General features: G+C 42.9%; 12 protein-coding genes. 5 read left to right on the top strand and 7 right to left on the bottom strand.

Annotated elements, in window-relative coordinates; all coding sequences use genetic code 11:
* Window positions 1–23: 23 nt before the first annotated feature.
* Window positions 24–1,247, bottom strand: coding sequence for a bifunctional glutamate N-acetyltransferase/amino-acid acetyltransferase ArgJ (argJ, locus tag ACI2JM_RS06195; RefSeq protein ID WP_404642914.1), 1,224 nt, complete (start codon window positions 1,245–1,247; stop codon window positions 24–26).
* 127 nt (window positions 1,248–1,374) lie between these two features.
* Window positions 1,375–2,199, bottom strand: coding sequence for an exodeoxyribonuclease III (xthA, locus tag ACI2JM_RS06190; protein WP_045447834.1), 825 nt, complete (start codon window positions 2,197–2,199; stop codon window positions 1,375–1,377).
* Between the two features lie 221 nt (window positions 2,200–2,420).
* Here xthA and ACI2JM_RS06185 point away from each other — a divergent pair, with 221 nt between their 5' ends.
* From ACI2JM_RS06185 to ACI2JM_RS06165, 5 genes are all read left to right on the top strand, one after another.
* Window positions 2,421–3,011: a thioesterase gene (locus ACI2JM_RS06185; RefSeq protein WP_404642912.1), complete on the top strand. Its 591-nt coding sequence runs from the start codon at window positions 2,421–2,423 to the stop codon at window positions 3,009–3,011.
* Window positions 3,012–3,083: 72 nt separating this feature from the next.
* A complete protein-coding gene (locus ACI2JM_RS06180) occupies window positions 3,084–3,962 on the top strand; it encodes an ATP-binding cassette domain-containing protein (protein ID WP_404642910.1) in 879 nt (292 codons plus the stop codon).
* Window positions 3,963–4,062: 100 nt separating this feature from the next.
* Entirely contained in the window at window positions 4,063–4,857 is a 795-nt protein-coding gene (locus ACI2JM_RS06175; protein ID WP_404642908.1) for an ABC transporter permease, read from the top strand.
* Window positions 4,858–5,405: 548 nt separating this feature from the next.
* On the top strand, window positions 5,406–7,103 hold the full coding sequence (locus ACI2JM_RS06170; protein ID WP_404642906.1) for an AMP-binding protein: 1,698 nt from the start codon (window positions 5,406–5,408) through the stop codon (window positions 7,101–7,103).
* 637 nt (window positions 7,104–7,740) lie between these two features.
* A complete protein-coding gene (locus ACI2JM_RS06165) occupies window positions 7,741–9,441 on the top strand; it encodes an AMP-binding protein (RefSeq protein WP_060490965.1) in 1,701 nt (566 codons plus the stop codon).
* Window positions 9,442–9,567: 126 nt separating this feature from the next.
* Here ACI2JM_RS06165 and ACI2JM_RS06160 read toward each other — a convergent pair whose 3' ends face one another.
* The 5 genes from ACI2JM_RS06160 to sohB all read right to left on the bottom strand — a co-directional run bounded on the left by ACI2JM_RS06160 (window position 9,568) and on the right by sohB (window position 15,419).
* The gene (locus ACI2JM_RS06160; RefSeq protein ID WP_404642904.1) at window positions 9,568–10,437 is read right to left on the bottom strand and encodes an SDR family oxidoreductase; all 870 of its coding nucleotides are present in this window, start codon (window positions 10,435–10,437) and stop codon (window positions 9,568–9,570) included.
* 236 nt (window positions 10,438–10,673) lie between these two features.
* The gene (locus ACI2JM_RS06155) at window positions 10,674–11,426 is read right to left on the bottom strand and encodes a histidine phosphatase family protein (protein ID WP_404642902.1); all 753 of its coding nucleotides are present in this window, start codon (window positions 11,424–11,426) and stop codon (window positions 10,674–10,676) included.
* A 68-nt stretch (window positions 11,427–11,494) separates the two neighbouring features.
* Window positions 11,495–12,772, bottom strand: a complete 1,278-nt coding sequence (locus ACI2JM_RS06150) for a phosphotransferase family protein (protein WP_404642900.1) — start codon at window positions 12,770–12,772, stop codon at window positions 11,495–11,497.
* A gap of 152 nt (window positions 12,773–12,924) precedes the next feature.
* Window positions 12,925–14,175, bottom strand: coding sequence for an acyl-CoA dehydrogenase family protein (locus ACI2JM_RS06145; RefSeq protein ID WP_404643143.1), 1,251 nt, complete (start codon window positions 14,173–14,175; stop codon window positions 12,925–12,927).
* 245 nt (window positions 14,176–14,420) lie between these two features.
* Window positions 14,421–15,419 (bottom strand): protease SohB, encoded by a 999-nt coding sequence (gene sohB / locus ACI2JM_RS06140; protein ID WP_404642898.1) that lies wholly within the window; start codon window positions 15,417–15,419, stop codon window positions 14,421–14,423.
* Window positions 15,420–15,652 lie beyond the last annotated feature (233 nt).

Raw genomic sequence — 15,652 nt, 5'->3', positions numbered from 1 at the left:
CTACCTTAGCTACCTTAGCTACCTTAGCTACGGTAATCGGCATTAATCTTGACGTAGTCATATGATAAATCGCAGGTGTATACCGTATCGCTGGCATCGCCGCGAGCAAGATCGATATGAATGGTAATCTCAGGGCGACTCATGACGGTCTTACCTGCCGCTTCCGTATAACTAGGAGCGACGCCACCATTCTGGCAAATCATGACTTCATCTAAATAGACATCCACTTGTTCCGTATCCAAGTCTTCGATACCAGCATAACCCACTGCCGCTAAGATACGACCCCAGTTGGCATCGCTAGCGAAGAATGCGGTTTTGACCAACGGTGAATGCGCGACCGCATATGCCACATCGCAGCACTCTTGCGTTGTCTTGCCACCAGTGACGTTGACAGTCATAAACTTGGTAGCACCCTCGCCATCACGTACGATTAATTGCGCCAGACGGACAAACACCTCGGTCAAAGCCGAAAATATAGCCTGATAATGCGGATGTTCTGGACTATCAATGATATCTGAGCTGGCAGCACCCGTGGCGATCAACACACAGCAATCATTGGTTGAAGTGTCGCCATCGACAGTGATGCGGTTAAAAGACTGCTCATTAATGGCACTTAGCATTTCTTGTAATAAGTCAGCGGCGATATTGGCGTCAGTTGCCACATAACCCAGCATGGTTGCCATATTAGGGCGTATCATGCCTGAGCCTTTCGACATACCTGTCGCATGATAGCTGACACCCGCCACGTCGATTTTTTGGCTAGCGAGTTTGGGAATCGTATCTGTGGTGCGAATACCATTCGCCGCGGCAAGCCAATTATCAGCCCCCAAATTGGCAAGTGCATTATCTAAGCCCGCGATGACCGCATCGCTATTTAATGGCTCGCCAATGACACCGGTCGAGAATGGCAATATTGCATTACTATCCACGCCAGCCTTACTCGCCAGAGCGGCACAGATATCAACGGCGCGACGTTTGCCATCAGCGCCCGTCCCAGCATTAGCATTACCCGTGTTAGTGACCAAATAGCGCGGACTGGCCTTGGCAAAATGCTCGCGCAATACCCGTACAGGTGCTGCACAAAAGGTGTTTTTGGTGGTCACAACCGCAGTGGTCGCGGTATCAGCGATCTCAATCACTACTAGATCATCTCGGTCTTTATAGCGTACACCTGCGGCAGTGGCGCTTAGCTTGATTCCTTCGATAGGATAAATAATATCAGGTACTGCAACATTTCCGACTGCCATGGTTCAATCCTTATTGTAAAATTTTTATCATTATTTATAACAGATGATGCGGTAAATACTAAGATGCGTTGAGCGTTCAACCATGACGCTACTGCTAGTGAAATGCTAAACGCGACCTATGTAAATATTACCGTTTTTTTAAATCAAATGCCGACCAAATTGGCGCATGATCAGACGGTTTTTCCATCGCCCGTAGCTCATAACTAATCCCAGCATCAACACAGGCCTCAACAAGATCCGAGCTGCACAAAATATGATCGATACGCAAGCCACGTTTCGGCTCATCATTGAACCCACGGCTTCGATAATCAAACCAGCTATATAGCTCTGTGCTCTCTGGATAATGTAAGCGATAGGTATCTGTCAGCTCGCGTGACATCAGCGCCGCATACCACTCGCGTTCTTCTGGTAAAAACGAGGTCTTTCTATTTTTCAACCAGCGCTTAGCATTGACGTCGCCAATGCCAATATCAGTATCTTCTGGGGCAATATTCATATCACCCATGATTATGAGCGAGCGACCTTCTGCTTTTAGGGTATCGATATACGCCATTAAATCTGCATAATAAGCGCGCTTCATCGGGAATTTGGTCGGATGATCTTGGCTTTCGCCTTGTGGAAAGTAACCATTGAGCACATCAATTTCACGACCCTCAAACTCATATCGTGCATGAATAAAACGCTTCTGTGCCTCGACATCTTCACCAGGAAAACCCTTTTGCACAAATATAGGTGCAACCTTGGATAGTAGCGCCACACCATAATGGGCTTTTTGTCCAAAGTACTCTACGTGATAGCCCAGACTCTCTATGTTTTCCAGAGGAAACTGTTCATCATGTACTTTGGTTTCCTGTAGACCCATCACATCAGGATCGATCACTTCTCGCACGGCCTCAAGCTGATGTTGACGAGCGCGAATACCATTGATATTAAAACTGACAAAACGGGTCATAAATTATCCTATACTAATTGATGAAAATACGGTGCTAATATAAAGAAATGGGCTATGAAAGTGCATAATCCACTATCATAACAGACGTCGACCGACCTAACTGTTGCGCGCCCTGATATCTTAAGCTAGAGTAGTTGTGGTTAATATGACTGCTATCAAATTTTGGCCATCGAATCATGAACATCGAACAATATTTATTAAAACAATGACCGAGCATCTTTATGATAAAAAATAACAGCAAAAATACAAACACAGTGGCAAGTGTAGACGGCGAATATACGCCATTGTTTACCAAAAATTATAATGTCTATATTAACCATACTGATGCAGGCGGTATAGTCTACCATGCCAATCATTTGGTGTTTTTTGAAAACTGCCGCCGTGATTGGTTTGGGGAACTGAATTTAAATGGGTATTTTTTGCAGACTGACGATGGTGAAATCCAGCATTTTGTCGTCAGTCAAGCAGACTTGCAATATAAAAAAGCTATTTTGTTAGATGAAGTCATCAGTGTGCGCATCGATAAAGTCGAGTTAAAACCTGCCAGCATTATCTTTTACCAGAGCATTCATCGTCACAGCCCAGACAGCCTTTCTCCTGATCATGCTAATAGCAATGACAATGCTAGCAGCTTATTAAGTAGTGGCAAAATCGTCATTGCTTGTGTGCAAAACCAAGTCAAAACCAAACCGCTATCCAATAGTAAGGCAGATACTGCGGTTGCTAGTACCACGCCCATGCGCCCTATTCGTGTTCCAAAGCATTTACGCGATGCCATTGAGCAAGCGATTTACGAGCAGCTGAATGCTTAGTGGTTGGATAGTTAGTAGTTAGATACTTAATGATTGGATACTTAGTGGCTGAATAATTAGCGATAATGACTTATGCATCTCCATAATAACAAACCGATACTGATATTCGAGAATATTCAGGTGCACAGTAAACGCGCAGCCAGCATACCTGCCTGTAATGATAACAAGGTTGGCGATAAAAGTATTAATAACAAAAATATGGAAGCCATAGAAGCCACAACATCTGCGCTATCTACCATTTATCAAAGATGGATCAGCAAACTAAGACCAAACACTGTCTCTCAGCCAATCATACCTGTACATCAACGATTATTAATCGATGGTGCCACAGGCAAGCTGTTAGCAGGTCAAGTAACCGTGTTGACAGGCGCTTCTGGCAGTGGTAAATCGGTATTATTACGGGTATTGGCTGGACTATTGCCCATGAGCGGCGGCAATGTGCGTTTGCGCTCCGATGACCAATCAACCAGTAGTGCTTATTGTAGTGTCCATGATACTGCACCGATACAGTGGCGCACGCATGTTGCCCTACTCGCCCAGCACCCACAATTATTAGAAGGCAGTGTGCTTGAAAACTTGCACATGCCTTATCAGTTACAAGCGCATCAACATCGCAGGTTTGATATCGACTGGCATATCACACAGCTTGAGAAATTGCAACGCAGCGCTGACTTTTTGCAGCAAGCAATCTATCATCTATCGGGCGGCGAGCGGCAACTGGTCAACACGTTACGCCTCTTACAATTGAACCCACGGGTGTTATTACTAGATGAGCCTACCGCTGCTCTAGATAGTGACACATCAGCCCAGCTCGTCAATCTACTCATGAACTGGTTAGAGGCAGATAGTCAGCGTACATTACTGTGGGTAACTCACGATACAAAAGACATCATGCCATTAGCCGATCAGCATTGGCAGATGCAAGCAGGGGTATTAACTGAGATATTCTAACGTTGAGCTAAGCCTGTCATGTCACTCTTTAAAATGACTTTTCTTAACAAATTCGCATTAACGTCTATCTTATATTCGTCAGTTTATATAATGAGCCACTATGAGCGGTACAGATGACATACAAGTATTTTTAACTTACGGTGATATTGCCCTTGCGAGCAGCTTAATTATCATCGTTCTTATTATCTCTTGGCGGCTACGCTTACAGCTGACCAAAACGCTGTTGATCGCAGCTATCCGCACGGTGCTCCAGCTTAGTTTTATCGGTTTGATATTGGCATGGATTTTCGCTCGTGAACAATGGTATGAAGTCCTGTTAATTTTGACCATCATGACCTTGATTGCAGGCGCTGCTGCCAAAAATCGCGTCAAACGTAGCTATAAAGGTTTGTTAACTGACACTTTGCTGGCAGTAAGCGCTTCGGCTATATTAGTCACTGCCATAGCCATCATGATTATTTTAAAGGTACAGCCTTGGTACACACCGCAATTCGTTATTCCTATATTGGGGCTAATATTGGGCAACTCGCTCACCGCTATCTCATTGACCAGCAACCAGTTAATTGAATCCTTTCATGAGCAGCAAGGACGTATAGAGATGATGCTCAGCCTATCTGCTCGCCCATTTGAAGCAGTGCATGAGCCAATACGCGCCGCCATTGTCAATGGCATGACTCCAACGCTGAACTCTATGCTAGTCGTCGGTATCGTTAGCTTGCCCGGAATGATGACGGGTCAAATATTGGCTGGCGCTGACCCCACTCAAGCGATTCGCTATCAGATAGTCACTATGTTTTTGATATGTGTGAGCAGTACGCTCGGCTGTACAATCAGCGCTTTACTCATTTATCGACGCTTTTTTAATCAAAACAAGCAGCTGATATTACCTCAATAATTGAGCATAACTACATTCAGTTGGAGTGCTGACAAATCTCTAGTTGATATATTAATGTTGGCTATGATAACTTTTTTGCTTCACTCATCCTTCTATACTTATTAAGCGGCGAATAGCGTATCTTAAGTGACAAACAGCGCATCTATCTAATCACGTGAAATTCAATAAAAATCATATTTTTCAGCTTTATTTATGCACTGCTCAGTATTTCATACTAGTATAGTATTTGATGATATTCATGCTACTGTATTGCTTAAATGTATCGTTATTTTCTGATACCTTAGTGTTAGATAACAGGTAGAGCTTATTTAAGAGTAAAAAGGCTCTTATGATTAAGCGATCTGTTCGTTCAATTGACGTCATTATCCTTTAATAATGATTAAGTCGTTTTGTACGATAGTAATAAAACCTAGCAGCCAGTCAATAGATAAGGATATTATCACGCTCAGCGGCAAACGGTTTACGTCAGCGCTGATGTGTTTTATTGACACGGATATGACTGCTTTACGAGAGAATTCACCCTATTTTAAACTTCAAGGACGCTGACTATGACGCCGAATAAACCTTGGCTTGCCCATTATCCTAATGGTGTACCAAAAACTATCAACCCCGATAGATATAGCAGCATCATGGAGCTGTACGAAGAATGCTTTGAGCGCTTTCGTCTGCACCCTATGAGTATCTGTATGGGCGTGACCCATACCTACGATGATGTTGATAAAGCTTCGATTGCCGTTGCTGCATGGTTGCAGGAGCAGGGGCTGCCTCAAGGCAGTGTGGTTGCACTCATGATGCCAAACGTGCCGCAATATCTGCCAACGATGATTGGTATTTTGCGAGCGGGCTACGTTTGTACCCCAGTTAACCCACTGTATACTGGTCGTGAATTACGCCATCAATTAAATGATTCTGGCGCTCAGGTTATTTTTGTAGTTGATAACTTTGCTCAAGCGCTCGAACAAGTCATTGATGAGACCAATATTAAGCGTATTGTCCTCTCGAAAATGGGCGACATGATGGGCTTAAAAGGTATCTTAGTGAATACTATCATTCGTCAGGTCAAACGCTTAGTGCCTAAGTACAAGCTGAATGACCCTAAGCACGAAGTGACCAAGTTTCCTGATGTGCTGAAGAAAGGCAAAAGCCTTCCTTTCCATAAACCAAAAATGCAATTAGATCAAAAAGCATTTTTACAGTATACAGGTGGCACAACAGGACTATCTAAAGGGGCTATCTTAACGCAGCGCAATATCGTCGCGGCTGCGATGCAATCAGAAGCATGGACCAAACCGATTACGTCAGAGATTAATGAGGTCTATATCAATATGGTCATGGCGTTACCGCTCTATCATATTTTTGCCTTTATGCTCAGTTTACTCGGCATGCGCTCAGGCTACACCTTTATCTTGATACCTAACCCACGTGATATACCAGGATTTATTAAAACGCTGTCAAAACAGCCGTTCCATATATTGCCAGCGGTGAATACCTTGTTTAAAGGCTTACTTGATCATCCAAACTTTAAAGAGTTAGATTTTAGCTCATTACGTATCTCGCAAGCAGGTGGTATGGCAGCAACTGAGCAGACAGCTGCTCGCTGGTTAGAAGTCACTGGTTGCGCTATGATTGAGGGTTGGGGTATGACAGAAGGTGTCGCTGTAGGTACCGCTAACGTCATCACTGATCGCAAGTTCAACGGTACGATTGGTGTGCCTGTCTCTAGTGTCGATGTCATTGTCATCGATGATGAAGGCAATCGCGTTGGTGTCAACGAAGCTGGTGAGATGTGTGTAAAAGGTCCTAACGTAACCTCAGGTTATCTTAACAGAGACAGTAGTGATGACTTTACGGCAGATGGCTACTTTCGCACTGGCGATATCGTCAGCATGGATGAAAAAGGATACTTTAGATTATTAGACCGTAAAAAAGACATGATTTTGGTTTCAGGCTTTAATGTCTTCCCAAATGAGGTTGAATCAGTGATGCTAGATTGTGATGGTATTATTGATTGTGCGGTGATCGGCATTCCCGATGAGCATCAGGGTGAAGCGGTCAAAATTTATATCGTCCCTGCCGATAACAATGTCACCAAGGACGTCATTAAAGAATTTGCATTGGACAATATGACTGGCTATAAATGCCCACGTCATATCGAATTTGTCAGTGAGTTGCCAAAGAGTAATGTGGGTAAAGTATTACGTCAAAAACTGCGTGAAAAGCATATGTCGGACAACCCACAATTGTAAATAAATAAATCATTATCAAAAAGCGTTTTACATCATATGTAGAGCGCTTTTTTTATGTGAATCTATCATTCTTATACAGAAAATTATTCCTTTGTAACTATAATGTTAATGCTTTTACGTAACAACTTTTCTTACAAAATAGATGATTCTTATAATATTTCACAAATTTCCAAGAGAAATACCGTTCGCACCTTGTTGCTAACCGCTTATCCTCTATGCTGTTACAACATATATTTTTTGCTTTATCAAACTTAATTATAAACTATCAAGTTCTTGTATAAAAATAACAATATCAATTGTAGTTATGTTAATGTGTTGCCAAAATAAGTCACGCTATTTTTTATTAGTGTGAGTCGATAGTCGTTCAATTCAGATCAGTTTATGAGCAAGTGGTGCTTTTCTTAGTAAGGATAATAGTAACCAGCTGTTTACTGTATTTAGACCACTGCTTTTTATAGTGAAATGAGCTTGTAGTTAAATAATTTATATAGAGGTCACCGTATTTTAGCAGTCTGTGAATCGATAGGATAGCACGCGACAATCCATTGCTCTTAAGGCGATGATTTATATTGTTGACAAGGATGTGACTACTCTTTTATAGAACCTTAACGTATCACAACATTTAAGGACGCTAAGTATGACAGTAGATAAGCCTTGGCTGGCGCAATATCCAGAAAACGTACCCAAGACCATTAATCCTGATCAATATGAGAGCCTCATAGAGCTGTATGAGGAATGTTTCAATCGTTTTCGTATGCATCCTATGACTATTTGTATGGGTGTCACTCATACTTATGGTGATGTGGATAAAGCCTCACTGGCCGTTGCCGCATGGTTACAAGCGCAAGGCATTCCTAAAGGCAGTGTGGTCGCACTCATGATGCCAAACGTGCCGCAATATCTGCCAACGATGATTGGTATTTTGCGAGCGGGCTACGTTTGCACTCCAGTTAACCCACTTTACACTGGTCGTGAGCTGCGCCATCAATTAAATGATTCTGGCGCTCAGGTTATTTTTGTGGTTGATAACTTTGCTCAAGCACTCGAACAAGTCATTGAAGAAACCGACATCAAACGTATTGTCCTCTCGAAAATGGGCGATATGATGGGGCTAAAGGGTATTTTGGTCAATACGGTTATCCGTCAGGTCAAACGCTTAGTGCCTAAATATAACCTGAATGACCCTAAATACGATGTGACCAAGTTTCCTGATGTGCTGAAGAAAGGCAAAAATTTGCCTATCCAAGCACCAAAAACCACACTGCAACAAAAAGCAATTTTGCAATATACCGGTGGAACGACTGGTTTGTCGAAAGGCGCTGTTTTGACTCAGCGTAACGTTGTCGCCGCTGCGATGCAGTCAGAAGCTTGGTACCGCCCTATCACCTCAGATATTAATGAAGTCTATATCAATATGGTCATGGCGTTACCGCTGTATCATATTTTTGCCTTTATGCTGACCCTGTTAGGCATGCGCTCAGGTTACACCTTTATCTTAATCCCCAATCCACGCGATATGCCAGGCTTTGTTAAAACGCTGTCAAAACAGCCGTTCCATATATTGCCAGCAGTGAATACTTTGTTTAAAGGCTTGCTTGACCAACCAACCTTTAAAGACTTGGACTTTAGCTCACTACGCATCTCACAAGCAGGTGGCATGGCAGCAACTGAACAAACAGCTGCTCGCTGGTTAGAAGTCACTGGTTGCCCGATGGTCGAAGGTTGGGGGATGACTGAAGGGGTTGCAGCTGGTACGGCTAACGTCATCACTGATCGCAAATTTAACGGTACGATTGGTATACCAGTCCCTAGCGTAGATATTATTGTTGTTGATGATGAAGGTAATCGTGTCGGCTTACATCAAGCTGGCGAGATGTGCATTAAAGGTCCAAACATTACCTCAGGCTATTTTAATAAAGACAATAGCAATGACTTTACTAGCGATGGTTACTTCCGTACTGGCGATATCATCAGTATGGATGAACAGGGCTATATCACTTTACTTGATCGCAAAAAAGATATGATTTTGGTTTCAGGCTTTAACGTCTTCCCAAATGAAATCGAGTCAGTCATGCTAGATTATAAAGGCATCATTGATTGCGCAGTGATCGGTATTCCTGATGACCACCAAGGCGAAGCAGTCAAAATTTATATCGTCCCTGCTGATAATAATGTTACCAAGAGTGATATTAAAGAATTTGCTTTGGACAATTTGACTGGTTATAAATGCCCACGTCATATCGAATTCGTAAGCGAGTTGCCAAAGAGTAATGTGGGTAAAATATTGCGTCAAAAGCTACGTGAAAAGCATATGTCCGACAACCCTCAAACCCTGTAGTGCATAGATTTTAGATTTTTAAAAAGAAGACAATAAAAAACCCTCAACCTTAACGCTGAGGGTTTTTTATTGTCTTCTTTTTGACTTCATTGCTGTTGATACCAAAGCAATGAAGTCAAATAGTTACTAATTGACTTTATTGACCACCTGTAATGGCAGATGCTTCATTGCTTGACCGACAATAGACCACGGTAGACTTGGTACACAAGCTTCATCGACTCTAGCTTCAATCGCTGCAACGATGGATTTGGTACCCGTATCTGCATCCACTTCAAACGGTAGTGGTTTGGCATTTTCATTAATTTCAGTACGGATATAACCCGGATAGATGGTCGAGACTTTAATGGGCAATTTGGTTAATAACATATCAGCACGAATGCCTTCTGCCAGATGAGCCAGACCCGCCTTGCTTGCACCATAAGCGGTCAAATGCTTAGGCAGTCCACGCATTGCTGACATGCTTGATATCACCACCAGATGACCGCTGTTTTGTGCGCGGAATATATTCATCGCCGCTTCACATTGCGCGAGCGCAGAGACAAAATTAATCTCAACGGTGCGGCGGTTGGTATCGAAGCGCCCTTTACCAATACGGCGACTATCCCCGATGCCCGCATTGACCACCACACGATCGATATGACCAAAGTCAGTTGCGAACGCATCAAATACATCGAATATGGCATCATAGTCACTGACATCTAATGCTCGATATTCAACACGAATATCAGGATATTCTGCCATCAGCTCTGCTTGTAGACTTTCTAGACGATCGGTACGACGCGCGCAAATCGCCAAATTATAGCCAAGCTTAGCAAATAATCTTGCCATGCCTTCGCCCAGTCCTGAGCTGGCACCCGTGATTAATACTGTTTTACCACGACCAATCTGCTGCTTATTTAAACCTTTTAGGTATCGTGCGGGCACAATCGCGCTAAATAGCTGATTTTTACTTTGTTTAGCGCTTTTGGTGACTAAATTGATCAATTTATTTTGCATAGAACGTCCTGTTTACATCCATATTATATGAAGTTGACAGTCTATAATATCGCAAATTGATAAGTGCGGCTTGTCTGTCATAAAAATACACAAAAATTACTCAACAGTTATCATAACCGATTTTAATAACATAAAAATGGCTACGTATTTAGAGTAGCCATTTTATCCTGATGTTAATCATGGCTTAATCATTGCTGAATTATGACCTTGATGTCTTACCGCCATCACATGCTATGTTATCGCCACGTCACGAAGCGTTTGCCATCAGCAAATAAGTGACTGTATTCATTTAAAGACAATAGCCGTGTACTCTGCGCTTTTAAAGTAATAGACGTTACACCTGTATTAACCAAGCTTTTATTAATTTGATAGGCTGTTGAGCTGCCCTGCTGCAATAACTGCGCGGTAATAGCCGAAATAATGCCGCCCGAAGTAAACACCAGCACCGTACTATCACGCTCTAAATTCAGATTAGCCACTTGCAAACGCACTTGCTCAAGCGCTTGTTTTGCCCGCTCATTAAATTGTGACCAGCTCTCAATATAATCAATGTCATTGTCACTTGCATGCCAGCGCTGCATCGCAGCATCAAATAACTCCGCCAAACGCATAGATGGCACTTCTGCTTGCGCAATCTCAGCCGCAATAGCACCTTTACTCATGAAAGCAGGATTAGACTTTATAAACACGTCTTTATGATTAAATTCATCAAATTGTGGCAGTACATAGCTATCCGGCGCACTTATATCGATCGCAGGCTTACTAGAGATATCGCTATCAACAAATGACTGATAACGCTGCCAAAAATGATGTGCAGAGTCTTGCTGTCTAACCAAACTACCAGTAAAAATCGCATCGATTCGACGCTGAGTCGTCGCGTAATGCTGACCTAGCATCTGCGCTTGCTTGCCACCCAGCTCTGAGAGTTGATCGTAATTCTCTTGTCCAAATGACGCTTGACCATGACGGGCCAAAAGTATGGTTGTCATAAAATATTGCCTTATTAATCGCACTCTTATAATTTTTAAAAGCTCTAGATTTTTAATTTTTAATTTGCTTACTCTTCAGCTTTAGGTGCGCTTTGTTCAAAATAGCTCTTTGGCAAAATACCTTTAATAACAGCCTGTATAGGACTTGGCAACTGCTCAATCATCACAGCATCAACACCCATATCCTGTAGATGAGGCTGTACTCGGCTAGTAAACAAAATCTCACCTTCATATTGAGCAATCAGTTTAAGACATTTGGCATGTAATACGTGCACAATAATCCAGAAATTTTTAAAGGCTGGATTGGTCGTTTGTTTATGATAGTAGCGATAATAAATTTGCTGAACAATACCCGCTAGACGGAACAGACCAAACACTTCATAAAACGTCCAGTTGTCTATCTCTAGACCTGTCTGCTCAAGATAATAAGCAACCACCTCATCGCGAGTCATCATGCCTTTTAAATGGGTGGGCTGACGGCGTGACTGCTGCATAATGATGTTGTCATCTTCTTCAATCCAATACGCCAATGCGCTGCCCAAATCCATTAAAGGATCGCCCAAGGTCGCCATTTCCCAGTCGAGTACGCCGATCACCTTGGTCGGATCTGCTGCATCCAAAATCACATTATCAAAGCGCCAATCGTTATGAATGAGGCAAGTCTTACTATCAGCAGGCGTATGCTTGCTAAGCCATTGGCGTACTAAGGCAAAATTTGGGACGTTAGGAGTTTTGGCTTTGACATAACGCTTGTCCCAACCTGCCACTTGGCGCTCACAGTACCCTTCGCCGCGTCCAAGATTGACCAAATCAGGATGCGCTTTATAATCGACTTGATGCAATTCAATCAAAGCGTCGATGACATTGGTACATAATGCACGCGTTTGCTCTTCGTTTAAATCGATGCCTTTTGGCAAATTGGCACGAGGAATAATACCTTCCATACGCTCCATGACATAAAAATCTGCACCGATGACGGACTCATCCGTACATAGCGCGACCATTTTAGGTACATAAGGATAAGCATCTTTTAAGGATTTTTGGACAGTATATTCACGCACCATGTCATGTGCTGATTTTGCTTTGGTGCCTTTTGGTGGACGGCGTAAAATTAAATCTTGGCTTTTACCTTCGCCTTCATATTGCAAACGATAGGTCCAGTTTGATGCACCACCTGAAAATTGAGTAACGGTAGGCTCGCCTTCTATATCGACGCTTTGAGCACGTAGCCATGAGCTGACCGCTTTGGCATCAAGCTCTTCGCCCTCACGAACCTCGCCGCCTTTATCTAAGATTTTATTAGCTACTTCTTTGACGGTAGTGTTGCTTTGATTAGCAGTTGCCATATGACATTCCTTATCGTGCGGTCAATTATGTTTATCAGTGAGTATAGGGCTGAAAATTCACTATTAACGGTGTAATAGTGAATTTCAATGAGAAATTAATTCAAGCAAATGCTCATTTAAATCAATTTCTATAAGTTTATGAATAACTAAACTTAGGATTTACCAGATTTAGAAGGGCGACTAAAACCCTGACGCTTTAATTCTAACTTAGCAATCATGGTTTTATGCACTTCATCAGGACCATCGGCTAAGCGCAATGCTCGAGCTTGGGCAAAGAATGTAGGTAGCATCGTATCTTGGCAAACGCCCATGCCACCATGAATCTGAATCGCCATATCGACCACTTCTTGTAGCACGGTTGGCGCAACCACTTTAATAGCAGAGATTTCAGTCAATGCTGCTTTTGTGCCTTGCGCATCCATTTTTTGCGCTGCATATAGTGTCAATAAACGCGCTTGGTCAATCTTAATACGCGCCTCAGCGATACGTTCAAAGTTACCACCCAGTTGCAATAATGGCTTACCAAAAGCGGTACGCTCCATGCCGCGTTTTACCGCTAGCTCTAGCGACTTTTCGGCAGCGCCAATACAACGCATGCAATGATGAATACGACCAGGCCCTAAGCGCCCTTGCGCAATCTCAAAGCCCATACCTGCACCACCGATAAAGTGACTGACGGGCACACGTACATTATCAAAGCTGACTTCACCATGGCCGTGCGGCGCATCATAATCGCCAAAGACTTTGAGCATGCGCTCGATGTTAACGCCTGCTGTCTTTGCCGGCACCAAAACCATCGAATGCTGGTGATGACGGTCTTTATTCTCATCAGGGGTATACGCCATGACAATCAAAATATCGACCGCAGGATCACCAAGACCTGATGACCACCATTTACTGCCATTGATAATAATCTCATCGCCATCAACCACAGCTGTCGCTTGCATATTGGTCGCATCACTGGAGGCGACATCAGGCTCAGTCATACAAAATACCGAACGCGTCTTACCTTCTAAGATTGGCGTTAGCCATTTGTCTTGCTGCTCCTCAGAACCATAGCGCCATAAAAGCTCCATATTGCCGCTATCAGGGGCATTACAGTTAAACACATAAGGCGCTAATAAACTGCGTCCAGTCAGCTCGGCAATCGGTGCATAATCGGTCACCGACAGCCCTGCCCCTAGCGTGTCATCTGGCAAAAATAAATTCCATAGACCGGCTTCGCGTGCTTGCTTACGCAAACTCTCATACTTTTCTGGCCATTGCCAATTTCTCCAATTGCCGTCTGGGTTTTGCGCATGACAATCCGCCCAAAACTGCGCTTCTATTGGCTCAATATGGGTTTCGATAAATGCTTTGACTTTGGCGTGCATGGCTTGACCATGTTCGGTGGCGGTAAACATCAATGTATTCTCAGACATAGCTGGCATCCTTTTCCTTGCTGATGGTTAATTATTTTCATCACGTTCACATAAAGCTTTTATAAAAAGCCCAATGCTAATTTTATAGTGTACGTGCGTATACTCTGTTCTGTATGCCACATTTATAACACAGCATTTATGAATAAACAGCAAAAAGGCGCGACCCGCTAGGACACGCCTTTTACAAAATACAAACAATGTCTCTATCTAAAGTGGAAAATTGAAAACTACTTTAGGATATTTAAACGACTATTAAAATTGAAACGTGCTAGCGCATCTGGCAGCTTATCAATCGCCATATTCACCGTTGCTTCGGCAGCTTGTGACAATCCCAACTTCTCGGCGAGCGTTGGCTTTTGACGTGAATGCAGCGCATAGACTTCATTGTCTTCCATACGCTCTAAAATATAGCTGTCTGAGGTTTGCAGACTGTCAATTAAATTCAATTTTAGCGCATCTTCGCCATACCAATGCTCGCCTGTTGCTACTTTTGCGACATCCAATGCTGGACGATAGGTGTTCACGAAATGTTTGAATAACTCATGCGTTTGCTCAAGCTCTTCTTGGTATTTGGCACGGTCGTCAGCATCATTTTCACCAAACATAGTGACAGTACGTTTATAGTCACCAGCGGTAAACATCTCATAATCGACGTCATGATTTTTTAGCCATTTATGAAAGTTTGGTAACTGTGATACCACACCGATTGAGCCAATAATGGCAAAGGGCGCAGCCACTACGTTATCCGCCACACACGCCATCATATAACCGCCACTGGCCGCGACTTTATCGACACAAACTGTCAATTTTAAACCAGCCTCTTTTAGACGTGCCAATTGCGCTGCTGCCAAACCATAACCATGAACCAAGCCGCCGCCTGATTCAAGACGTACCACGACTTCATCGCCTTTATTTGCGCTGCTGATCAATGTGCTGATTTCTTCGCGTAAATGTTTAACTGCCGTGGCTTTGATATCACCGTCAAAGTCGAGAACGAAAACTTGTGATTTATTATCACTGTTTTTTTTCTTATTTTTGTTTTTTTTCTTATTTTTGCTTTTTGCCTTCAATGCTTGCTTGGCTTTTTTAGCCATTACTTTTTTGAATTGCTTAAGCGCGGCTTTACCTTGAGTTGCCTCCATTAAGTCTTCACGGCGTTGTTCTTGGCTTTTATTTAGATGAACAACTTGTAGCTCAACAGGGTTCTTAGCAGGGTGAAAAAGCATGAGTAGCATTCCTTACATGATTAGAATAATTTGAATAAGATTTTATAAGTGAGCCTGATATGTGCACAGTGGCTGATATTTTCAAGCAGTATGACAATATTTAACCCAATGCAAATGTTACTGAATAAATACGCCCATTACTGATACTTTCCTACGCTTTGATTGGACGCCACTGGTTGTATAACAAGGGCAGATTAGGCATAATATGCGTTTACACCAAATTTTCTGTAGCC

This window comes from Psychrobacter sp. NPDC064578 (genome assembly GCF_044901245.1).
Taxonomy (GTDB): Bacteria; Pseudomonadota; Gammaproteobacteria; order Pseudomonadales; family Moraxellaceae; genus Psychrobacter; species Psychrobacter cibarius_C.
The sequence above is the reverse complement of the archived record's forward strand: the minus strand, read 5'-3'. Positions and strand labels throughout refer to the sequence as shown.

Coding starts and splice junctions, on each gene's coding strand:
- ACI2JM_RS06150 (WP_404642900.1), bottom strand. CDS start 12,772: ATGGCAACTGCTAATCAAAGCAACACTACCGTCAAAGAAGTAGCTAAT.
- ACI2JM_RS06165 (WP_060490965.1), top strand. CDS start 7,741: ATGACAGTAGATAAGCCTTGGCTGGCGCAATATCCAGAAAACGTACCC.
- ACI2JM_RS06185 (WP_404642912.1), top strand. CDS start 2,421: ATGATAAAAAATAACAGCAAAAATACAAACACAGTGGCAAGTGTAGAC.
- ACI2JM_RS06160 (WP_404642904.1), bottom strand. CDS start 10,437: ATGCAAAATAAATTGATCAATTTAGTCACCAAAAGCGCTAAACAAAGT.
- sohB (WP_404642898.1), bottom strand. CDS start 15,419: ATGCTTTTTCACCCTGCTAAGAACCCTGTTGAGCTACAAGTTGTTCAT.
- ACI2JM_RS06170 (WP_404642906.1), top strand. CDS start 5,406: ATGACGCCGAATAAACCTTGGCTTGCCCATTATCCTAATGGTGTACCA.
- argJ (WP_404642914.1), bottom strand. CDS start 1,247: ATGGCAGTCGGAAATGTTGCAGTACCTGATATTATTTATCCTATCGAA.
- ACI2JM_RS06155 (WP_404642902.1), bottom strand. CDS start 11,426: ATGACAACCATACTTTTGGCCCGTCATGGTCAAGCGTCATTTGGACAA.
- xthA (WP_045447834.1), bottom strand. CDS start 2,199: ATGACCCGTTTTGTCAGTTTTAATATCAATGGTATTCGCGCTCGTCAA.
- ACI2JM_RS06145 (WP_404643143.1), bottom strand. CDS start 14,175: ATGTTTACCGCCACCGAACATGGTCAAGCCATGCACGCCAAAGTCAAA.
- ACI2JM_RS06180 (WP_404642910.1), top strand. CDS start 3,084: ATGCATCTCCATAATAACAAACCGATACTGATATTCGAGAATATTCAG.
- ACI2JM_RS06175 (WP_404642908.1), top strand. CDS start 4,063: ATGAGCGGTACAGATGACATACAAGTATTTTTAACTTACGGTGATATT.